Here is a 24,097-nt window from a genome sequence, read left to right as displayed (position 1 = left end):
CTCAGCAATTAAAACACGGGATACACAAGAAAATGGTTAACTTTGAGCTTTCTCAGGTACGAATTACGAATTATTCATCATCCTCATACTCTACCCAAGAATTAGGAGTTTCTGATACTGCAACCTTGAGTTTTACATCTGCGGGTAATCGCTTTTTGGTTTCATCATAAATATATTTAGCAATCATCTCAGCAGTTGTTTCATATTCAGGGGGTAAAACTTCATTGAGAATACAATGATCTAGTCCTCCCTGAGTCACATCTTTTTTAGCCCAACGTAAGCTTCTAAAATCAGCAACCATAACTGGGTGCGGACAGTATTCTGAAGAATGCAACTGTGATGATTTTGCTTCTATTTTGACTTTATAAGTATGACCGTGCATTCTCCCACAGGGACCTTTATAGTCTTTTATGTAGTGGGCGCTATCAAACGTGAATTCTGTTAAGAGTTTCCATTTGGGCATCTTTATATCACCTCAGAGCCATTTTTTCAACCAAAACTTATTGATCATAAAAGAGCAGTTAAAGCAGAATCTATTAATATAATTACTCCTCAAATATTCACAATAAAAATGTACCTAACACAAGATTTAACTTTGAGCAACTCTTTTAACAGAAGATCCATAGTTTTAGCAACCTAAGGGTAGGAAAAGCTTAACCTAAATTTGTACCAATGTTAACTCAATCTTTGCTCATGCTGTATGTCTTAGTAAGAAGATTGTGACCAGAGAAGAATCAAATACAACAGATCTATCGGGCTGTAGATGTATAATTTCCGTCCCCTCATTATCCAAAACAACATGGTAGTCCATCAACAGTTGGTATTCAGTGTAATGAAAAAATATAAATTCACCAAACTGGGACTTCTTTACCGAAATAGATTTTGAGCAAAAACAAGTAAAGCCGCTTGGATGTAGTAATTCAGGAATTATTAACTACGCCATAACCTTGTTGAGCATGAATTTTGAATTCTGTTTTCTGTGAAATTTTTCCATCAAACTTAAGGAGTACAAATGCTTAAGGCTATCGCTGTTACTTGGTTATTACTGTTTTTTGGCGATTTCCTTTCGACTTTTTTTTACCACGTCCCTGAGCATGTTTTTGGTAGCCTCCACCTGACAACACACCACTCTTGGAAGAAGGACTTCCGCCATTACGCTATTCTAACATTTAATCCTCAAGTGCTTTTAGATGGAATCTTGGGCGCTCTACCGTACCTGCTTGTAGCTGTCTTTCTGTGGTCTTTTTCTCCCATTGGTGTTGTCTGTGGTTTACTGTTTGGTCAGTTTCATGTATGGTGGCGACACATCACATCTTTAGGGTGGAAAACTTCAAAACCTGTAACTTTTGTTTGTCAGTTGTTATTTATCACCACTCCTGAACAACACTGGCTACATCATCAAAAAACTAACCTAGGTTTCGGCGATATTTTTACATTCTTTGAGCAACCAGCTAAAACTTGGATGCGTTGGTTACGTTTATTTAGACTTCATGTGCGTGAATCTTCGGTAACTCGCGTTTCTGGCTAGTAAATTGAGACTTGAGCAGCATACTCTCAAAAATAAATGCAAACACGAGGGAAAGGGTAAAGAGAAATTCTCGCCCTTTCCCCTTTAACTTTTCACTGAAATTAAAGCTATAAAAGCTACAAATTAATCTCCGCGTCGCCGTGTCCCCGCGTCTTGAGCATCAGCCATAACTATAAGTATTCAACCAGACATAATATAACCTGACTGCTGAACACCAGCAGCGTAGTGTATCCATTAGTATATATAGAAATCCGGTTTGATTATTGTATCCCTTACGGGAGGCGTAGCCATATTTACTTGTGTGGGCAGGGAGGGAATAGGGAATAGGGAACAGGAGAGGTAGATATGTACTGAATTTTATCAGCGCAAAGCGCAGGCTGCGCCAACAAAAATCAAATAGGAGTCCCATAGCAGTGAAAATTAAATATGCGTTACTTGGAACCCTTGTAGAGACCTGACCTGGGTAGGGATACTTGGCGCTACATTTTTTCCCATCAGAGGTCTATTAGCTGACTGCTGCTGTATCTTGACTCACATCAAAGAATGTGGCAATAAAATAGTTTATATTTTTATAGGCAATACAGTCGTTTCTGAAGTAGAAAATTTCCAAGCAAATGAGTAATGAGGAATAAATATCAAAAAATACATATAGACGTTTAACCTGTATACAATCAGATAGGGACTAGGCATAAGCTATTAATTCTGTTACCTAAATCCGCAAATACATCATAATTTTTCTTAGGTGTTTAATTTTATTCTCAGTGTTTAGTCCGGAAAAACTAGGTTAAAGTTACCACATAGATACATTTTGTTAAAACTGCTCCTGAATTAAAACAATAGGTTAGAAATTTCCACCGCAACCCAGACTCAAGCAAAGGGCGACTCATTCCCGAATGTCAATTTCTGGAAACATATAGCAATCCTAAATCATTCATGGAAAACCTGTTCAGAGTTAAGAGTTACCTGTTAAAAGCTTCCAGGAGTAAGTATGACTAAGTCATGCCAGCTATCACCACGCAAATAAAATTGCTATATATCTAGGTTCAAATCTTATACACACACATAGCGAAAAAGTTCATGGATCAGCTTTTGGAGACAATATCCTCTGAAAATTAGGACTTATAAAATCCGTATTTTGGCAGGACAGATCAACAGACATGAGAATTTAAGGAAGAGGTATGCCAGGAAATGACTGGGAAAAAATACGCCACTTATTGGTCGTCCAAGACATGGAAGGACAGCGAACAATCCCCCTGCTAGAGACTACCTACTCTCTGGGACGGGATGCCAGAAACGCTATTGTTCTCAATTCTCGGTCTGTATCGAGGCAGCACGCAATTTTATTGCGGGTTCTGATTCCTGACACTGAACAATATGGTTTTCGGATAGTGGATGGTAACTTTAAAGGTAAAAGAAGTACTAACGGCTTATTTATTAATGGTACTAAATGTTTTTCTCATAACCTCCAAAATGGAGACTTGATTGCTTTTGGCAATTCGCACGCTCAAGCTCAATACTATGCTATTTCCAATCTGTCAGAGGAAGCATTTAGAGAATCTTATACAGCATCAGACCTGTCTCTTTTTCTTTCCGATCAAGGAAATCCCGCTAATCCATTTGAAACGATTGTCTCTGATCCCAGTGTTGAAGGAGCTAATGATGCTGCCTTAACTCGCCTTGCCTCTTTTCCAGAACTGATTCCCAATCCCATTATCGAAATGGATTTAGCGGGAACAGTGACATATTTTAATCCAGCGGCGGCAAATAAGTTTCCTAGAATCAGGGAAATCGGCCAAAACCACCCTATTTTGGCACAGTTGCTCAGTGCAGTGAAAAATCAAACAGGCAATTCTTTTGTGCGAGAGGTAGAAGTGAGCGGAGAGATTTTTGAACAATCCGTTCATTATTTACCAGAAAGCGATTTAATTAGAACTTTTATTATTAGAGAAATTACTGAACAAAAGCAAGCTGAAGCAGAACTAAGGCAACGCGATCGCTTGCTTCAGGCAGTGGCTGAAGCCGCCAATTACTTATTGGCAGAAATGAACTATGAAATAGCCATAGAGAAAGCACTCGCTACTTTTGGGGAAGCTGCCAATGGCGATCGCGTTTACCTCTTCCACAACCATTCCCATCCAGTTACTGGAGAAATGGCAGTAAGTCTGCAATTTGAATGGATAAAATCTGGTGTGAAACCATCTCTCCATCATTGGCAAAATCAATCTTATCAAACTTCTGGGTTGGGACGCTGGTACACCATTCTCTCTAGGGGACAGTCCATTAGTGGACTCATCCAAGAATTTCCCACCACAGAAAAAGAACTCCTGAGTCGAGACAACATTCAGTCTCTCCTACTTGTACCCTTGCGATTAGAAGAAGATTTTTGGGGCTACCTGGGGTTGGCAGACTGTACTTCCCCACGGCGTTGGTCAAGGCATGAAGAATCTAGTCTCTTGACTATGGCCGCCATCATTAGTGGCGCTCGTCAGCGTCAGCAAGTGGAAGAAAAGATTCGCTATCAAGCCCTTCATGATCTGCTCACTGGGTTGCCCAATCGTTTACAGTTTAACGATCTACTGGCCAAAGCGATACAAACAGCAGTTCAGACCCCAGACAGTTTAGCTGTCATGTTCTTGGATTTAGATCGCTTCAAGATGATTAATGATACCTTGGGACACACCCTTGGAGACGAATTATTACAAAGCGTAGCTCAAAGATTGAGAGATTCCCTCAGACCAGGAGACACCATTGCCCGTTGGGGAGGTGATGAATTTACTATCCTGCTGCCCCAAATTCGGGATATAGATGAAGTAACCCAGGTAGCACTGAGAATTTTACAAGCCTTAGAAAATGCTTTTTATCTGCAAGAACATGAACTTTATATCAGTTCCAGTATCGGCATTGCCCTGCTAAATGAACACAGTCCTGATGCTGAAACCCTCATCCAGCATGCGGATACGGCTTTATATTACGCCAAAGATAAAGGCAGAAATAATTACAAATTCTACAAAGTATCTTTAAATTCCAAAGCTCCCGAACTTCTGAGTTTAGAGAAGAGCCTACGCCATGCTTTAGAACGAGACGAATTCCTATTATACTACCAGCCGCGAGTCAACATCATTTCTGGAGAAATTACTGGCATGGAGGCTCTGTTGCGCTGGCATCATCCTGATATGGGAATAGTTGCCCCCAATGTCTTCATTCCCTTAGCTGAAGCAAGTGGATTAATTATCCCTTTAGGCGAATGGGTACTCCAGAAAGCTTGTAGTCAAAATAAAGTTTGGCAAGATGCGGGTTTCCCACCCCTGACTATTGCGGTTAATCTTTCTCCCAAGCAATTCCGCCAACCTAAGCTAGTAGAAAAAGTAGCCGAGATTTTAGAAGCCACTGGACTTGAAGCGCAATTTTTAGAGTTAGAGATTACAGAAACAACGGCGATTGAGGATCTCAATTTTGCCAGAACTGTACTGAAAAATTTGGAGCAAATGGGCTTACTCCTGTCTATTGATGATTTTGGTACTGGTCATTCTGCCCTTTCCCGCTTACAGGCGTTACCACTTCACAATCTGAAAATCGATAGATCATTCATCAAAGAATTAACCACAGATAATACAAATAACAAAGTAGCCCATATCATCACGGCGATAGTTGCCTTGGGACGCAGTTTGGGTTTAAGACTAATTGCTGAAGGAGTAGAAAAACCAGAGGAACTAGAATTTTTAAAGTCAATTAACTGCGATGATGTGCAAGGATATTTTTTCTATCGACCACTCTCTGTGCAACAAGCTACAGAAGTTATTACCAGTAAATGGAACATCTCACAAGGCTTGAGGTGAAAATTTGTGATTGTGGCGTACATCCACTATCATGCCAGCTGTTTAACCTATAAATATAGTTATTTCCATGCAGAGGATGAAAAGATGAGGGTTTGGCTTGCCTGTTTTTTTGTATTATTCGCTTTGGCGGAATTCTTTGACTGGGTGAAAGCATTATCTTTACCTTTACCTATCTATATTTTAGGAGGAGCATTTTTAGCTGTTGCTTCTAATTACGATAAAATTGTTGGTTCTCAGCTAGGGAGTGTCAAGGGCGAAATATCACCCGAACTACCCCCTGAACTACTTAAGTTAGAGGCATCCACCCAATCAACTCCAATCGATTTGTCCATGCTCACTCCTGTGGTAGAGGTTCAAAAATCTCAACACGAATAAATTACCACATACAACTTACGCAAAACTACAAGGCTGTCGGGGTAATTCATGAATTGCCCCTACGTAAATAAAGCGCAGCCTCACATAGAATTGGTATTACAGCATTTTTCATTTTAATAGACTACAAAAACGAAACCTAATAGACATCTCCAATAGATAAAGGAGAAAGTCAGTAGGCAAAAGGTCTATTTATTTGCAAATAGCTGTAGATTTTAGTTGTGCAATATCTACTACATCAGGCTACCACAGCATTACCGTGATTAATGGACTTTTAGCAAAATTCCGTGCAGTTATCATCAAAGATCAAGGTTCCCGGCTCACTTTTACTGTCCATAATTGCTTGTCAATCATTCTCCTGAGTAGTGTGGGAGTGACTGCTTTAGTCTGGGGAATGCGTGAACTGAAATGGTTACAAGCTGGAGAGTTAAGCATTTATGACCAAATGTTGCGATCGCGTCATATCTCCCCAAAATCCCGTCCTGAAGAACCTCTTGATCGGCGAATTCTATTAGTCACAATTACTCAGGATGATCTAATACAGGAAAAATGGCCATTGTCAGATCAAACTATCAACAAATTATTAGCAAAACTAGAATCTTATCAACCCAGTGTTATTGGTTTAAATATTTACCTACCAAATCAAAAAAACTTAGCAACTAATCTACAACATCAAGATAACATCATTATTACTTGCTTGTTAAGCAATACTGGTAGATCAGAAGTTACACCACCCAGCAATTTTCCTATGGAAAATATTGGATTTGATGATATAGTCACTGACAATTCTACTGATCAAATTCTTCGCCGGAGTTTATTATTTACTGATGTTACACATACAGATAATAAATGTCAAACGCGATTTTCTTTTGCAGCTTTATTAGCTCTTACTTATTTGCACAAACAAGGTATCGAATATGATTTTACTAAAAATGGAGAATTGAAAATAGGTCAAACTTTATTTCCCCGTCTAGACCCGAATGCGGGCAGTTATCAGCATACAGATGCCTATGGCTATCAAATCCTGTTAAATTACCGTCACCCGAATCACCTCGCCCAACAAGTCACCTTGACGCAGGTTCTCAAGGGTCAAGTAAATCCTCATTGGATTAAGAATCGTTTGGTCATAATTGGTACTACCGCAACTTCTGTACATTCTGGTTTCTATACGCCCTATAGTGCTTTATCAGACCAGTCTCCAAGAATGCCTCGTATTTTTATTCATGCACAAATAGCGAGTCAAATTCTCAGTACAGTCCTAGATGGACGACCTCTAATTTCCTATTGGCCTGACTGGGCTGAATTTTTGTGGATTTGGGGTTGTTCGTTGGTAGGTGGTGCTTTAGCATGGCAATGGCGACATCCTTTGCTGTTACTAGTGGTGGCAGGTTTTGTGTTATTGGGTTTGGTGGGAATCGCTGCTGGTTTTTATCTGCAAGCGATATGGATACCACTGTTTTCACCTGCCTTGGCTTTAGTAATAAATGTTTTTGCTGTCATGGGTTACATTACTTACCGAACTCAGCAAGAAAATCAAGCGATTATTCTGCAAGTTGAAAAACAACAAGACGCGATCGCACAATTAAGCCTACTATTTGATCAAACAACATTTGTTCCATCCCTAGGCTCTCAACTAAATTGGTCATCTGAAATCTCCACAGTTAATACTGGTGGGTTTGTTTTAGGTGGACGTTACAAAATTTCCAAAATCCTTGGTGCAGGTGGATTTGGTCGCACTTATTTAGCAGAAGATACTCAACGACCTGGTAATCCTATCTGTGTAGTTAAACAGTTAATGCCAGCCCGTAATGATACAAAGTTTTTGCAAGTTGCCCGAAGATTATTTAATACTGAAGCGGAAATTTTAGAAGTTTTGGGCAAACATCGTCAGATTCCTGAACTATTTGCTTATTTTGAAGATAATCAAGAATTTTACTTGGTGCAAGAATATATTCCCGGTCATACTTTAAATGAAGAATTACCACCAGCACAAGGGGTAAAGAGTGAAGCATTTGTGATTGCGATGCTCAAAGAAATTTTAGAAATTTTAGTATTTATACATCAACGCCGTGTAATTCATCGAGATATTAAACCCACTAATATTATTAGATGTAGTGAAGATAATCGACTGGTATTAATAGACTTTGGTGCAGTCAAATTGATTCAACCACGTAAAGGCGAAGAAACAGAATTAGCCACGGTAGCTATTGGGACGCGGGGTTATTCTCCCCCAGAACAGTTCGCAGGCCATCCACGTTTAGGTAGTGATATTTATGCTTTAGGCATGATTGGGATTCAAGCTATCACTGGCATACCACCGCAGGAACTTCAGCCAAATCCAGACACTGGTAATATTATGTGGCAGTCAACAGTGACAGTCAGTATTGAACTAGCCACAATTTTAGATAAGATGGTTTGTTATCATTTTAGCGATCGCTATCAATCCGCTACAGCTGTGCTTCAAGATTTGAAATCATTGATAATTCGTAATTCGTAATTCGTAAACAGGGAACAGGTGACAGGTGACAGGTGACAGGTAATTCTTAATTTTCCCCGTGTCCCCGTGTCCCCACATCTCCGCGTCCCCCCATCCCCGTGTCCCCGCGTCACCCTCTCTCCACGTCCCGACTTCTCCGCGTCCCAACTTCTCCGTGTCCCCGCGTCCCCAGTCCCCAGCGATGTAATTTTTGATATTTAATTATGTAAATAATGCATAACTAAATAATTAGTTGTGCAATTAGCAGATAAGATCAGGATTATTTTTTTGTTAAAGTTTCCCAAAAAATTAAAGTTGAGTAACTTTCAAGACAGAAATAGTATCAAAATCTACGGAAACTACTTAAGTAAAGTCAAAGAAGACGCAAAGAAAGAGGGAGCCGGGGGAGAAATACCGATGGGGCTTGATACCCCCTTCGTTACGCTCTACGGCAAAGGGGAAGAGTAACATTCCCTCTGCTTCTTCTGGTCAAGTAATTGGTGCATAGGAACAAAAACAAGTGCTGAAAAAATTTTTCATAGTTGGGGTTTTTACCCTATTTCTAATGTTCGGGGTGCTAACTGGCAATGCTTTTGCTCAAGAATCTGCCACTCCCCCCGCTCCTGATAGTGGAGATACAGCATTTATGCTGATTTCGTCAGCGCTAGTATTGCTGATGACACCGGGATTGGCTTTCTTTTATGGTGGATTTGTGCGATCGCGCAATATCCTCAACACCTTAATGATGAGTTTCGTGTTGATGGCGATTGTGGGAGTTACCTGGATTCTCTGGGGTTATAGCCTATCTTTTGCCCCTGGTTTGCCCTTCATCGGTGGCTTACAGTGGTTAGGGTTAAACGGTGTTGGTTTAGAAACCACAGGTTATCTGGAAGGTTCAGTCCCTGAGGAAGTTGTTTCCTATGCGGGGACAATACCTCATCAAGCCTTCATGATCTATCAAGCCATGTTTGCAATTATCACCCCAGCTTTAATTTCTGGGGCGATCGCAGAACGGATGAGTTTCCGCGCCTATTGCCTATTTGTGCTATTGTGGTCAACCTTTATCTACACACCCCTAGCGCATATGGTTTGGGCAAAGGGAGGATTTTTAGGTTTATATGGCGGTTTAGGCGCTCTTGACTTTGCTGGGGGTACAGTCGTGCATATTAGTTCCGGGGTTTCTGCACTCGTCGCAGCCATCGTCCTCGGTCCTAGAAAAAACCATCCAGATCGCCTCAGTCCACCCCACAACGTCCCCTTTATTTTGCTGGGTGCTGGCTTACTTTGGTTTGGCTGGTTCGGCTTTAATGCTGGTAGCGCCTTATCTGCCGGTGAAGTGGCCACAGTAGCCTTTGTGGCTACCAATACCTCAGCCGCTGCTGGTGCTTTAATGTGGCTGATTTTAGAAGCCAGTTTACGCGGCAAACCCACCGCCGTTGGTGCAGCCACCGGTGCGGTAGCTGGTTTAGTTGGTATTACCCCAGGCGCAGGATTTGTCACCCCCTTATCAGCAATTTTCATTGGTTTCATCACCGCCTTTGTGTGCTTCTATGCGGTAAGTTTCAAACACAAGCTAAATGTTGACGATGCCTTAGATACCTTTCCTGTACATGGCGTGGGTGGGACATTAGGGGCAATATTAACCGCCATTTTTGCCACCACCGAAGTCAACTCCGGCGGTAAAAATGGGGTATTGCGCGGTGATTTTGGGGAATTATTCGTAGAACTAGGAGCGATCGCTATAGCTTACATAATTGCTGCGGTTGGTACTTGGGTAATTCTGAAAATTATCGCCGCTACCATCGGTCTGCGAGTAAACGAAGAAATGGAAAACCAAGGACTAGATATCAACGAACACGGAGAAGAAGGTTATAACTCCGAGTTTGGCGATCGCATTAATGTTTCTTAGTCATTGTATTTCCTAACCCAATACTTGTCGGATTTTGCTCTTAACGTGTAAGAGGGAAAGGGAAAGAAAAACCTTTTCCCTTTGCCAAGTTACAACTTTAAGGCACAAAACCCCCATCAGTATATTGTCCCAACCTATCGGGCAACTGCCATAAATCAAAATTGCTAAAGTTTGTTAGCCTGATGTACATTTAACTTACTCGCCATCAGACTGACTACAAAAGTCATTTTGATTTTTTTATTTTTTATTTTTAGTCGTGTCCACTCCTGTAAAAACATTTCCTGTCTGGGGATTTTTCTTACTGATCACCAATGGCATCCTGATGTTGTCCGTCATCCTGCTGATTTGGCGACAGCAGAAATTGACCACTGCCTCTGCAACCACAACTTCCCCAGCATCAGTCAACCTCAACAGTACAACCCAATCTGCACCAGAATTAGGCCCCCGACATAAACTCAATTATCGGCAATGGTTAGATGTCCTCAAACAAGAAGCAACAGTAGCGGCTTCCAAGTCTCCTCAGCATTTAACCATACTCGCCGGGGATTCTCTGAGTTTGTGGTTTCCACCTGAGTTATTACCCGAAGACAGAACTTGGCTAAATCAGGGCATATCCGGTGAGACTAGCGATGGACTATTAAAAAGATTAGATTTATTTGACCGCACTCAGCCAGAGATAATTTTAGTCATGATTGGTATTAATGATCTCATTCGAGGAGTAGGCGATGAAGAAATTTTAGCCAATCAGCGGCAAATTATCCGTTATCTGCGAAGGAGACACCCCCAATCACAAATCTTTGTGCAGTCGATTTTGCCTCATGGGGGAGAAGAAGCAACTTGGGAAGGAAGGGAGAAATTGCTGGCCATTCCCAATAGTCGCATCCGTCAGTTGAATGAAGAACTACAAAAAATAGCAAATAGACAAAATGTCAAATATCTGGATTTACATCCCTTGTTCACCAATAAGCAAGGTAATCTCAACCAAGAATTGACTACCGACGGCTTACATCTCAATCCTCAAGGCTATCTAGTTTGGCGGACTGCATTGCAGATTTATAACAACAAGCAATTAGCACCCCAGCCTCAAGAAAGTCAGTCAGGGAATAGTCGAGAGAGGATTTAATATCGTCCCTGCTTGAATACTTATCATTAGGGAACCGCACGGGGAAACGGGGAAGCGGAGAGTTGTTTTAATTGATAACTGATTTACCCTTCTAAATCGCCCCTTCGCGCGAGAAAATAAGAAAAAGTAATTTTAGTGGCAAAACCTAAATGGATACCAAAGCTTTTAAACGTAGCCTCCAACATTCAGAAAATTACAATCGCAAAGGGTTTGGTCATCAAGCAGAAGTCGCCACCCAGTTACAGTCTGAGTATCAAAGCAACTTGATTCAGCAAATACGCGATCGCAACTACACTCTCCAAAGAGGTGATGTCACCATCCGACTAGCACAAGCTTTTGGCTTTTGCTGGGGTGTAGAACGTGCAGTCGCCATGGCCTATGAAACTCGTCAGCACTTCCCCACAGAACGCATTTGGATTACCAATGAAATTATTCACAATCCTTCTGTGAATCAGCGAATGCAGGAAATGGAAGTACAATTTATCCCTGTAGAAGCCAATATAAAGGACTTTTCTGTAGTTGATATAGGTGATGTGGTCATCTTACCCGCCTTTGGTGCCAGCGTTCAAGAAATGCAGATTTTGCATGAGAAAGGCTGCAAAATAGTTGACACTACTTGTCCTTGGGTTTCCAAAGTTTGGAATACAGTTGAAAAGCACAAAAAAGGCGAATACACTTCCATTATTCACGGTAAATATAAGCACGAGGAAACCGTCGCCACTAGTTCCTTTGCAGGGAAATATCTGATTGTGCTGAATTTACAAGAAGCAGAATATGTGACTAACTATATTCTCAATGGTGGCAACCGTGAGGAATTTTTAGCGAAATTTGCTAAAGCTTGTTCTGCTGGGTTTGATCCTGATCAAGATTTAGAACGGGTGGGTATCGCTAACCAAACTACCATGCTCAAAGGTGACACCGAAAAAATTGGTAAGCTGTTTGAGCGGACTATGATGCAGAAATATAGTCCCATCGAATTAAACCAGCATTTTCAAAGTTTCAATACCATCTGTGACGCAACTCAAGAACGTCAAGATGCCATGTTGGAATTAGTAGAACAAAATCTCGATTTAATGGTAGTAATTGGTGGGTTTAATTCATCCAATACTACTCAATTGCAACAAATTGCTTTTGACTGGAATATTCCTTCCTATCACATTGATAGTGTTGAGCGGATTAAATCAGTTGATTCCATCGAACATCGTCAATTAACAGGAGAATTGGTGATCACCGAAAACTGGTTACCAAAAGGAGAAATAGTTGTGGGAATAACTTCTGGTGCTTCTACACCCGATAAAGTCGTAGAAGATATCATTGAGAAAATTTTCGCTCTCAAAGGTACAGCAGCTTTAGTTTAATCAGTCGCTCACATACAGCAGAAGTCATAAGTTGGTCGATTTAGTTTTTCTATTCCCTTGATTTGGCAAAAATAAAGGACGGGATAAATACCCGTCCGCACTAATAGCTTGAAAGTGGTAATACACCTTGGAATACGGAACAAAAATAACACACATAAAATTCAATAGGTTGTCAGGATAGCAAATGAAATCAACAACAATAAGTCGATTTAGCTCGTACTAATTGTTTTTATTCATTATCAATCCTTACCATTTTGATTACGGTAACACAGATATTTTCTCATTTTCTGCCAAAGTGCCAAATTCCAAAAAACAAAAAAGACGGAGCAAAGTCCGTCTGTGGTATAAAAATTAAAAACATCTTGGTAATTTCTGCAATATATCAAGCTACTGTAATAGATAACTGCCAAAATGCCAAATACCCACCAATCATAGTTTCAACAATACCGCGCGGTGTTTTGTTCCTGAAAGTTTTAACCTGGGAAATGTTAAAGGTTAAAGGTTAAAAATGTTTTCTTACACTTTCCCCTTAGCCCTTAAAAGTAAAACTCCACAAGTATTGAAAGTGTCAATAGTCTTCTATTTACAACCCTAACCATAAGTTGGTTTTTTGTGAATGGTAAAACAGAACCAGAATAGAATTTTCTTCCTAGCATCTTGTTAACTGTCAAGGCATAGTACCCTATCAGCTTTCTGGATATTTGTACACATCCTATAGGAAGATGCTTCAGCAAAACAAGACAGGTTAAATTAGTTTGGGATGTTGTTATGCACTGGATTTAGTATGAAGGTTTGGTGGCTAACCAAACCTTTTTTATATTTATTTTTACCTGCCATAAAATCTTTGATATCTGGGTGCGATTAAAGTCCTATTTGATTAAAAAAAATCCGTACACTCTGTCTTTGTGAGTGTAATATCGTTTCACTTCCAGGTTGATAAAAATAGTCAGCAGGGAAGCAGGGGAGTTGTCGGGAAATGTGGTTACAGCCATTTTCGGTCAAGATTTATAACTGAGGATAATTAGACTTTTTTTGTAAAATGTCAAAATTTAAACTTAACAATTATGGGCAACTTTCCAAAGTAGGGGTATAAAAGAAAAAATATCCAGCCCAAAAAAATTCTCCAGATTGACTGAAAACTAAGATGGCAAAGCACTCGCGGAAGCTGACGCAAAAAGTTGATCGCATCAATCAGCCTCGTACAGGTGCGATCAAGAAAAGGGCTAAAAAATCTCAGAAACAGCCTCGATGGCGCAGTTGGTTGTTGTCAACCTTAGCGCTGACTATTTTGTTAGGTAGTGCTGGTGTAATTATAGCTTCTGGCTGGATTAGCATTCTCTTCATATTGAACCCAGAACAGGTTAGCTGGCTAAATGAAATTTTACCAGAATGGGCGCAACTTCCTCTGAGTAAGAGCGATCGCCCCCAAACTTTCTCAGCTATTCAACTCAGCTTGAGTCAAAAAAACCGCATAGCTGGGGAAACTATATATTTAGATGATCAGCAACAGAAGTCATTTCTACTGCCAGTTTTCCAAAAACGTGCTAATTGTCAGTCTAATTGCCAAGAACTGGTAGAATTGAGGGTTTATCAGCGCTCAAAGTCCTTGGAGTTCCAATTACAACCAGAAAAATACTATAATCTAGTCACTCAAATGTCTGTGACTGGTCTGACAGAATCCTTTGTGACAGCCCCTTTTGGCGAAACCGCATCAGATGCCAATAATCAAGAGGGAAAGAAGCAGTTATCTTTCACTGAGGTAAAAGCTTTTGAAGACTCCACACTCTCACCAGGTTTCTGGTTTTATTTGCGAGGGGAACACAAACAAGAAGATAGTTCTATAGTCTACGGTCAAATTTATTACTACAATCCTGGCAATAGCAGCTTACAGCAAATGTTATCCTGGAAAAACCCAAATGGAAAACTACCTAGATGGCAGCAAGTAACTGGTAGTGCAGCAAAAGAGTTAGTTATCGATCAGACAACAAGTTTAGAACCCCATCTGCAAGTTTACCAAGTCAAATCTGGCCAGTTAGTCACTAATTCTGTGGTACTGGAAGAAATTAATCTCCAATCAGTATTTGAGGACTTTGGTTATCAAAAATCCTTATTATTAGCCCGAAATGGAATGTGGTCTCCAGCTTTGGCTTGGTTGACATCTCTCCAGAAAAATCCTCAAAAACCTTTTCCAGAGGCTGTACAGGCGCAAATCGATTTAATTCGTCTTCATTCCCAACTCACTAAAAGCCAAGCTGACAAAATTTGGGCTAGTCCCAGTCAACAAGTGCTGACAGATTTAATTGATGGTCGCTGGGAGAAGGCTTTACAGATATTTACAGCATCTTCTCAAAATGCCCAAGAAATTGCTACCTTGCTGAAAGCAGATAGAGGCAGGTTATGGAATCGTACAGCTGTGGCGTTGCGGCTCAACCCCAATAGACAATCGGTGTTAGCTTGGACATATCTGATGTTAGCCTTGCAACGGGGAGAACAACGTGCTACTTCTTGGTTGCAGGAACAACCAAACATCAATCAGAAAAACCTTACCTATTTTCAAGATTTGTTAGCAAAACTCAATTATGAGGTGACAACTAGTCATCTGAGTCAAATTATTGGTGGAGTACAACAAATTACCGTGGTTAATGATGCTGATTGGGTAATCATTCCTGGAACAGCAGATTTAAAGATTACGGATAACCAGGTATGGTATCAGGTAGAGGTAAGTGCATTTCATAATCATGTCAGTTGGCTAAGTTCCCCGTTTACTAATTTAAACCCACCAAAAACTCAGTCTAGCCAATTTTGGGCAAACATATTGGGAATCAGTACCGATCCGACTATCCAAATAATTGTCTGGTTACAGAATGGAGAACAGCAAATAAATCCTGCTACTATCAAAGCTGTACAACTGCGGAATGGGGTTTTGCGGCTTTTAGCAGTTGGTGCGGCTATTCCTCAAACTCAAAATAATTCTCTTCAACCGAAACCTTTAGCTCTCACGCCGGCAGCATTGGAATGGGTACAACCATCTCCCATTACTGTCCAAGAACTCTATCAACAAAATCCCCAAGTAGTGCGGGTAATGCTAGAAAATGTATGGCGTTCTTTGCAACAATCCGGTGATATGCCCTCTGGTGCTGTTCCCAAATTCCCAGAGATGCAGGTTAAAATGGGTGATTGGCCTGTACAACTGATTGATGTCACTAATGACGGTAATCTGGACGTAGTTCTGACTATTTCAGGTGCAGCGATAGAATCATTGAATCAGTCAGCGTCTATCAAAGCGCCTATCAATGGGGGGAATGTAGAAGCTCAAAAACGTCCTCGGACTCTGATTTTCTCGAATACTGGTAAGGTTATCTATAATGACTTTAGCCCAAAATCCCAGCAAGCTCTAAGTGCGATCGCTCATTTGGCAAATGACCCATCTCTAACTTTACTGGTAGAAAATGCTTATAAATATAGCTTAAAGCGCTGGTCAGTAAATAATCAGCGCTTTGAGTAGTAACGAAATTTTTTAGTTTATTCTTCTTGGTTGCAAGATTCTAGCCTTTGGCTCTTGAGGTTCTGTAATTGTTGCAGTAGGGAATCTACCTCTGCTTGTAAATCCATAAATTTCTCTTGCTGGTCGTCTCGATAATAAGCTTTAGTCAGTTTCTTGACTAATTCGCTATGAGATTCGCAACTGGCAACACTGGATGACAAATTGGACATGGTTATACTCATTTGCAAACTTAACTCACACCATTCGAGATATTATAATAGTGTTATCTTAAGCTTTCTTAAATCATTGTATACTTTGAATCACATAATCTAATAGATTTTGGGTAAGTCATAAGAAAATACAATAATAGCGGCTCAGTTCCACAGATGATCTGTTGTGCTTTGATAGTGGATACATTCAGACAACAGGGAAGCATTCTCAAAAGCAGCAGAGGTTTGAAAGAAGAATCATGCAATTTGTAGACGCGGCAGCTGAAGATCGCCATCAGCGTGGTAAAGTTATTGACACCATAAAATAAAAGACAATTTTCCCATCTTAAATCCTTAGTTAAGAAGTTTTGAATCCCGTGACTTTGAGCTTGTCTGTTGCTAAATCTCATCGCCAACCCTGGCCTGGACTGATAGAAGCCTATCGTGAATACTTGCCTGTCAGTGAAAGCACTCCAGTTGTTACCTTGTTGGAAGGTAACACACCCTTGATACCAGTGCCAGCGATCGCAGAACGCATTGGCAGACAGGTCAAGGTATTTGTCAAATATGATGGTCTTAACCCTACCGGCAGCTTCAAAGACCGGGGCATGACTATGGCCATTACCAAAGCCAAGGAAGCAGGGGCGAAGGCGGTAATTTGTGCTAGTACAGGTAATACTTCTGCCGCTGCTGCTGCTTATGCTCGCCGTGGGGGAATGAAACCTTTTGTGTTGATTCCTGACGGCTATGTAGCTTTGGGCAAGTTAGCACAAGCGTTACTCTATGGGGCTGAGGTATTAGCAATTAAAGGCAATTTTGACCAAGCGCTGGAAATTGTCCGGGAAATGGCAGATAGTTATCCGATTACGTTAGTGAATTCTGTCAACCCCTACCGCTTGGAAGGACAGAAAACAGGAGCTTTTGAAGTTGTAGATGCCTTGGGTAATGCTCCCGATTGGTTATGTATACCTGTGGGAAATGCGGGAAATATTACAGCATATTGGATGGGATTTTGTCAATATCATCAAATTGGTAAGTGCGATCGCTTGCCGAAAATGATGGGCTTTCAAGCTGCTGGTGCTGCACCCTTGGTAAATGGTAAACCAGTGGCACATCCTGAAACCTTAGCCACTGCAATTCGCATTGGTAATCCTGCTAGTTGGGATAAAGCGATCGCCGCCCAATCAGCCAGTCAAGGAAGCTTCAACGCCGTCACAGACGAAGAAATCCTTGATGCTTATAGACTCCTAGCATCATCAGAAGGTATTTTTTGTGAACCGGCTAGTGCGGCTTCTGTGGCAGGGTTATTAAAGGTAAAAGACCAAGTTCCTACAGGTGCAACAGTAGTTTGTGTCCTCACAGGGAACGGTCTTAAAGACCCAGATACAGCAATTAAGCACAGTCACAGTCAATTTAAACAAGGTATTGCCGCAGAAGTTAAAGCCGTAGCTGAAGCAATGGGATTTTAGGGAACGCGGGGACACGGAGACGCGGGGATGCAGGGACACGGAGACGCGGGGATGCAGGGACGCGGGGACGCGGGGAAATAGGGACACGGGGAAAATTAAGAATTACCTGTCACCTGTTCCCTATTTACGAAATATAGCCGTGGACAGGGTGGTTAGGACATCAATTGATAATGAAACTCTCACTACAAGAGGGTTTTACTCCTGACTCCTGAATCCTGAATCCTGAATCCTGAATCCTGACTCCTGACTCCTGAATCCTGACTCCTGACTCCTGACTCCTGACTCCTGACTCCTGACTCCTGACTCCTGACTCCTGACTCCTGACTCCTGACTCCTGACTCCTGACTCCTGACTCCTGCTATATTTAAATTTTTTCCACCAAAGTCCAGAAATAGCCATCTGGTGCAACAAAGGAAAAACTCAATTCTCCAAATTCATTATTCACAATATCAGTCAAATTTTGGGCATTACTCGCCCGAATGCGGTCAAAATAGGTGTGTATTCCGCTGACGTGGTAAGTGTAAAGGCACATTCCCAAACTTCCCGGTTGGGCTGATTCAAAGCGCGACTCCAACCTGATATGCTCTGGAAAGCGAATGATGTAAAGTCTACCACTGCGTGCTGCCATAAAATCAGACTTGGAAGAACGCGGATCATCAAAAGCCGTAACTATAAACTTTTCCCCAGGATTAAGTTCAAACAAATCTCGACCGGCTAAAGAAGATTCATAGGTAGTTTCTACATCATCACGCACACGCAACAAACCCAGAACTTCTTCATAAAAGCGCAGAGTTTCTTTGCTATCATCCTGAACAATCATCCCCATATGGGTAAACTGACTAGTGGCTAAAGCCCCATTGTGATTGATTTTTCCATAATGGGGCATCACATAACCAAAACGTTGAAATAGCACCTGTCGCGTCAATGGTTGCAGCAACATCATTTCTCGCACCCCAACAGCCGCATCTATAAAAGGACGGCTTTTTTTGTCTTTGTCATAAATCACTTCCCAGTAAGGGTGCGAGTACTTGATAGTCAAACCTACTGCTTTGGCATTTTCTGCATGATTTAAAATCCCTAACAAATCAGCAGTTAAAGCAGTACCCCAACGATTACCCTTAACTTTCATCGAACTGATACCCAATCCTTGATTTGTCGGGTTTTTCCAAATCATCAACCGAATTAAACCATGATCTGCGTCTTGGTGGTAAAGACGAATCGCTTTTAAAGGGGAATTCACCTTGTATAATTGGTAAGCCTCATCTGCGCTTAATTCTCCCATCTGCCCAATGCGATAGCCAAATTGTTCCCAATATTGAATTGCTGAAATTGCCTCTGGAACGCCAATACAGACTTCATAAATACCTTCAATTGCAGTATTTCTTCCTTGACTCATGGGATTTTTGTTCTTATCAAGATATTTTTGTCAGAGTATCTCACTTTTGAATTTTTACTTGTTTATCGTAAATTCAAGGGTTTAATACCTCTACGTCTACAGATAGTCTCAGTTTAGTTGGGTGTTTAATTTTAAATTTTAAATTTAACAGCAGTTTTCATGTATTTAGACCACACCCCAAATTAATTTCTTTCTTCCTTTGCGCCTTTGCTTCTTTGTGTCTACCCTGCGGGATCTCTAAGAGAGATTGCGCGAAACTTTAATCAAAGATGTGGTTCATTTACCTGAAAATAGCTGTAAATTTTTACTGTGGCAAATTCTGCGCCTTTAACAAATCCAAACCCCGTTCAAAAATGTCATCAATTGGCAACATTTCCCCCGCAGTAGTCATAAACTTATGGTCTTTTGTGGCGCGAATTATTGAACCATCATCTAAACAATATTCATACAATTCCTGTATTCCCCGATTATGCCATTGTGCTATTGGTTGAGTGTAAATATTTCCATTTTTATCAACACTGAACACACTACAATCAATGCGTTTTTCGACAATTTCTCCAATGGTCATCAAACCATATTCAACAGTTAAAACTTCCGTATCGTAACTTAAACAATATTCAGCAAACTTCAACATATCCGCAAATAGTTGTTCAGCTACTTGCTTTTTGACACCGTTTTTAGTGGAACCATCAATAAACTTTTCCTGCTGCTTCTGCATTTCCGATACTTTCTTTTTACCCATAGCCCGACGCAGCAAGTCAGCTTGTCCTAAAGAATAACCAGCCATATCTTGAGCAATTTTCATAATTTGCTCTTGATAGACCATAATTCCATAGGTTTCATTTAATATTGGTTCTAAAATACCTGTTTCATATTCAATTTGTTCTCGTCCATGTTTACGGTTAATAAACTTAGGAATCAAGCCCGCATCTAATGGGCCTGGTCGATAAAGTGCCAAAATAGAAGAAATATCTTCAATATTAGAAGGTTTCAAATCTCTAACTATTTGCTTCATTCCCGAAGACTCTAATTGAAATATTCCTTCTAATTCACCAGATTCTAATAATTCATAAGCTTTACTGACATCTTTAGGTAAAGTGGTATGTCCACCTTTCGCTAATATCTTTTGTGCTTTTCTTTCTTGACCTGTAATTTCATCGGGGTCAATTTTATAACCCTTAGTTTCTTCAATTAAATCAATAGTTTTTTGAATTAAGGTGAGGTTCCGCAAACCGAGAAAATCCATTTTCAACAAACCCAATGATTCCAAATCTTCCATAAAATACTGGGTAATTACAGAACCATCATTATTGCGTTGTAGGGGGACAATTTCATCAAGAGGATCAGCAGAAATAACCACACCAGCAGCGTGAACACCAAAGGTTTTGTTAGTACCTTCAATTCGCATAGCCATATCCAACCAACGGCGAACATTCGGGTCATTATCATATTTATCTTTAAACTCTTGTGCTGGTGTTTCATCAGAAACCATAACTTTAAGTTTAGTTGGTTTTCCTCGCACCACAGGAATTAATTTCGCCATTTTATCAGCATCACCGTAGGGAACATTTAACACTCTGGCGACATCTTTTAAAACTGCTTTCGATGTTAATCGGTTAAAAGTAATAATTTGAGCAACTCTATCAGCACCATATTTATCAGTTACATATTCAATGACTTTATCCCGTTGTTCAATGCAGAAATCCGTATCAATATCCGGCATTGACTTCCGTTCGGGATTCAGAAATCTTTCAAATAGTAAGCCATGATGTACAGGGTCAATGTTGGTAATTCGCATTGCATAAGCAACCAAAGAACCAGCCGCAGAACCTCGACCTGGCCCCACAGGAATATTATTATCTCGTGCAAACTTGATGTAGTCCCACACAACTAAAAAGTATGTAGAAAAACCCATTTTTTGCAGCATTTTTAATTCATATTCTAATCTTTCTTTATAAACCTGATCTACTTCGCTGCGGGATTTGCGATTTAATCTTTCTAAAAGTCCTTGCCAAGCAATTTCTTCTGTATAAGTGTCAGGAGTGTGACCCGACGGAATCGGAGGAGTAGGAATTTTCGGCTCATCCATGATATGGTAAGGCTCGATTTTATCGGCTACTTCGACCGTTGTCGCTATAGCTTCAGCAATGACATCATCAGTTAAATGGTCACGAAATAGCATCCTCATTTCATCAGCAGATTTGAGGTATTCTGTGCCGCTATATCGCATTCTTTTATCTTCGCTAATTAGCTGTCCTGTTTGAATACATAGCAAAGCATCATGTGCTTCTACGTCAAAACAAGAAATATAATGGGAATCATTAGTAGCAATAAATTTAATTCCTAATTCCCGTGCAATTTTGACAATTTCGACATTAACAATTCGGTCTTCTTGGGAGCCGTGGTCTTGAATTTCTAAATAAAAATCTTCACCAAATACTTCTTTATACCATTTAGCCACTTTTCGGGCTGCATCTGGTCTATTACTAAGAATTGCTTGGGGAATTTCACCACCTAAACAAGCGCTGGTGACAATTAAACCTTCATGATATTGTTTGAGTAAATCTTTATTAATACAAGGACGGGAAAAAATACCTTTACCTTGTACACCTTGAAGGTGAGAAATTGTGGTGATTTTAACTAAGTTTTTATAGCCTTTTGTATTTTTAGCTAAAACGACTTGATGATATTTGGGACGGCGTTCTTGTTTTTCAATATCACCGTTAATAATATACATTTCGTTGCCAATAATTGGCTTAATAGTCTTACTCCGACAGATTTTAATTAATTCAACTGCACCATACATAACACCATGATCTGTGAGTGCGATCGCTTTCATGCCCAGTGCGATCGCTCTATCCACTAACTCTGGTAGCTGACTGGCCCCATCAAGCAAACTATAATCACTATGAATATGCAAAGGAACAAAAGACATATAATTTTAGATTTTATATTTTGGATTTTAGATTTTAGATTGACTTTACCAATCCGGGATACAAGTTTAACAGTTTTTACCCTCAATGACTGCTTTACTGTTCCCGGAATTTTCATCGCTACTGGTGATGTTTTAATAGTTACAGCCATTTCATAGCATTTAGCATGAGCGAAACAAAGAATACTAATTCACCCGCAACCGAAAACCGCCCGTGGTGGCAGTGGATTCCGCTCACGTTACAAATTATCATTGCCTTATTGCTTGCAGTCATTTTAGGCATTTCTCTAGGTGCGGGTAATCCCAACCCCAGCAACACCATCTTCATCACTAATTTAGCAATTCCTGCCGAATTAATCCTCAAGGCACTCCGCGCCCTGGCTACACCGCTGATTTTAGTAGCGGTGCTGCATACATTTATGACTACAAATATCCCCAGTAAAACAGGCAGACAGTTAGCAGTAATACTTTTAACTAACACCTCAGTAGCTATTATGGTTGGGCTTTTAGTTGCTAACGTCCTGCGTCCTGGGACTTGGGGGAGTTTAGTGCTTCCAGTCCCCACAGAAATCACTGTTCAAAGTTTTGACCCTTGGAGACTATTTAAAGATGCTGTCCCACAAGCAATCCTCCAGCCACTGGTTGATAATAACGTTATTCAATTAATTGTCATTGCTATCAGCTTTGGACTGGTTCTGCGGGGCTTAAAATCAGAACAAATCGACCAAGACAAAAAAGAATATCAGTCTACTGAGAATGTTATCGCTACATTATTTGACGCAATCATCCGCATCTTAAACTGGGTAATTGCTTTAGTACCTTTAGCTGTTTTTGGCATTGTCGCTCAAATTATTGCCGAAAGAGGCTTTGTCCCATTTCAATCTTTAGCGGCATTTATTGTGGCAGTTTTGTTAGCGCTGTTTTTGCAAGCTTGCTATTACCTGATCAGAGTTAAAATCGGTTCTTGGGTAAACCCGCGCCAGTTCTTAGTTGGCGGTGCTGATGCCTTTTTGACGGCTTTTTCAACTTCTTCCTCCACCGTGACAATGCCCATTACCTTTGAAATTTTGCAAACAAAAATCGGCTTAAGAGAATCTTCTGCCTCTTTGGGTGCGTTAGTTGGCTCCAATTTCAACCATGATGGAACTGCATTGTATGAAGCGATGTCTGCATTGTATATTTCTCAAGTGATCGGGCAAAATTTAAGTTTAGGACAGCAATTAGTTGTAGTTATCACGTCTATTTTTGCTTCGGTGGGTGCAGCAGGTATTCCCAATGCTGGACTGGTGACAATGACTTTGGTATTTACTTCTGTGGGCTTACCGACAGAATATATAGCATTGCTAGTAACTGTAGACTGGTTTTTAGATCGTTGTCGCACGGCAATTAATGTCATGGGAGATATGACTGTGAGTGCCTTACTTGATGGCAAAAAGCCCCGTTCTGTAGACGACGAGGCTTAAGTAGTCCGGTGTGTCGTTGGGAGAAGGGGGCAGGGGGATGGGGAGATGGGGAGACGCAGGGACGCGGAGACGCGGGGACGCGGGGAGGGGAAGACGCGGAGACAGTGGGACGCGGGGACGCGGAGAGTTTGTTTGATCAGCAATTAAGTAGAGTAAAACCCTCTTTCTCCCTGCACCCTGCCCCCTGCCCCCTGCCCCCTGCCCCCTGCCTATTTATTCCCTGTCACCTGTTCCCTGTTTACGAATTACGTATCCCTAGCGGGACCGGAGGCACTATTACGAATTACGAATTATTTTGATTAGCTAATGTTGTTGGGGTCCTTTAGCGTCGGAATGTTTAGCCAAGCACCTTTCTAAAAGTTCAATTCGCCAGACTAGCGCGAAACGGTGAGGATTCCAAATTAATTTAGTATCACGGCTAAATAAGGGCTGGTTCAAATAATGCCAAAGAGGAAATTGAATTTTTCTGTGTTTGGGAGCCATGGGAGGAATAAAATACTATAAAATAGCTTTGGCAGTAGCTGGCATTTTATTAAAAAAGT

The 24,097-nt window shown here is 40.8% G+C and carries 15 protein-coding genes; 11 read left to right on the top strand and 4 right to left on the bottom strand.

Annotated elements, in window-relative coordinates:
• Positions 1–70: 70 nt before the first annotated feature.
• Entirely contained in the window at positions 71–463 is a 393-nt protein-coding gene (locus H6G68_RS05070) for a 6-pyruvoyl trahydropterin synthase family protein (protein ID WP_190905646.1), read from the bottom strand.
• Between the two features lie 549 nt (positions 464–1,012).
• Between H6G68_RS05070 and H6G68_RS05065 the strand changes: the two genes are divergently transcribed.
• From H6G68_RS05065 to H6G68_RS05025, 9 genes are all read left to right on the top strand, one after another.
• Entirely contained in the window at positions 1,013–1,528 is a 516-nt protein-coding gene (locus tag H6G68_RS05065; protein ID WP_190905645.1) for a sterol desaturase family protein, read from the top strand.
• Positions 1,529–2,706: 1,178 nt separating this feature from the next.
• A complete protein-coding gene (locus H6G68_RS05060; protein WP_190905644.1) occupies positions 2,707–5,364 on the top strand; it encodes an EAL domain-containing protein in 2,658 nt (885 codons plus the stop codon).
• A gap of 84 nt (positions 5,365–5,448) precedes the next feature.
• The gene (locus H6G68_RS05055) at positions 5,449–5,739 is read left to right on the top strand and encodes a hypothetical protein (protein ID WP_190905643.1); all 291 of its coding nucleotides are present in this window, start codon (positions 5,449–5,451) and stop codon (positions 5,737–5,739) included.
• 256 nt (positions 5,740–5,995) lie between these two features.
• Positions 5,996–8,233 carry a CHASE2 domain-containing protein gene (locus tag H6G68_RS05050; protein ID WP_190905679.1) on the top strand — a complete coding sequence of 746 codons (2,238 nt, stop codon included), beginning with the start codon at positions 5,996–5,998 and terminating at the stop codon, positions 8,231–8,233.
• 234 nt (positions 8,234–8,467) lie between these two features.
• Complete coding sequence (locus H6G68_RS05045; protein WP_190905642.1) at positions 8,468–8,680, top strand: hypothetical protein; 213 nt, start codon at positions 8,468–8,470, stop codon at positions 8,678–8,680.
• Between the two features lie 97 nt (positions 8,681–8,777).
• The gene (locus H6G68_RS05040) at positions 8,778–10,121 is read left to right on the top strand and encodes an ammonium transporter (RefSeq protein WP_199332504.1); all 1,344 of its coding nucleotides are present in this window, start codon (positions 8,778–8,780) and stop codon (positions 10,119–10,121) included.
• A 256-nt stretch (positions 10,122–10,377) separates the two neighbouring features.
• A complete protein-coding gene (locus H6G68_RS05035) occupies positions 10,378–11,244 on the top strand; it encodes an SGNH/GDSL hydrolase family protein (RefSeq protein WP_339327836.1) in 867 nt (288 codons plus the stop codon).
• Between the two features lie 149 nt (positions 11,245–11,393).
• Positions 11,394–12,602: a 4-hydroxy-3-methylbut-2-enyl diphosphate reductase gene (locus H6G68_RS05030; protein WP_190905640.1), complete on the top strand. Its 1,209-nt coding sequence runs from the start codon at positions 11,394–11,396 to the stop codon at positions 12,600–12,602.
• 1,144 nt (positions 12,603–13,746) lie between these two features.
• Positions 13,747–16,107 (top strand): hypothetical protein, encoded by a 2,361-nt coding sequence (locus tag H6G68_RS05025; RefSeq protein ID WP_190905639.1) that lies wholly within the window; start codon positions 13,747–13,749, stop codon positions 16,105–16,107.
• A 17-nt stretch (positions 16,108–16,124) separates the two neighbouring features.
• Here H6G68_RS05025 and H6G68_RS05020 read toward each other — a convergent pair whose 3' ends face one another.
• The gene (locus H6G68_RS05020) at positions 16,125–16,316 is read right to left on the bottom strand and encodes a hypothetical protein (protein WP_190905638.1); all 192 of its coding nucleotides are present in this window, start codon (positions 16,314–16,316) and stop codon (positions 16,125–16,127) included.
• Between the two features lie 356 nt (positions 16,317–16,672).
• Between H6G68_RS05020 and thrC the strand changes: the two genes are divergently transcribed.
• Positions 16,673–17,764, top strand: a complete 1,092-nt coding sequence (thrC, locus tag H6G68_RS05015; RefSeq protein ID WP_127053837.1) for a threonine synthase — start codon at positions 16,673–16,675, stop codon at positions 17,762–17,764.
• A 364-nt stretch (positions 17,765–18,128) separates the two neighbouring features.
• On the opposite strand, the gene H6G68_RS05010 is transcribed toward thrC, so the two are convergent.
• Entirely contained in the window at positions 18,129–19,160 is a 1,032-nt protein-coding gene (locus H6G68_RS05010) for a VOC family protein (RefSeq protein ID WP_190905637.1), read from the bottom strand.
• 304 nt (positions 19,161–19,464) lie between these two features.
• On the bottom strand, positions 19,465–22,095 hold the full coding sequence (locus tag H6G68_RS05005; RefSeq protein WP_190905636.1) for a DNA polymerase III subunit alpha: 2,631 nt from the start codon (positions 22,093–22,095) through the stop codon (positions 19,465–19,467).
• Between the two features lie 164 nt (positions 22,096–22,259).
• Here H6G68_RS05005 and H6G68_RS05000 point away from each other — a divergent pair, with 164 nt between their 5' ends.
• A complete protein-coding gene (locus tag H6G68_RS05000; RefSeq protein ID WP_190905635.1) occupies positions 22,260–23,555 on the top strand; it encodes a dicarboxylate/amino acid:cation symporter in 1,296 nt (431 codons plus the stop codon).
• The last annotated feature ends 542 nt before the right edge of the window (positions 23,556–24,097 follow it).

This window comes from Anabaena catenula FACHB-362, from assembly GCF_014698735.1.
Classification (GTDB): Bacteria; Cyanobacteriota; Cyanobacteriia; order Cyanobacteriales; family Nostocaceae; genus Anabaena; species Anabaena variabilis_A.
This window is presented reverse-complemented; position numbering and strand designations above follow the sequence as displayed.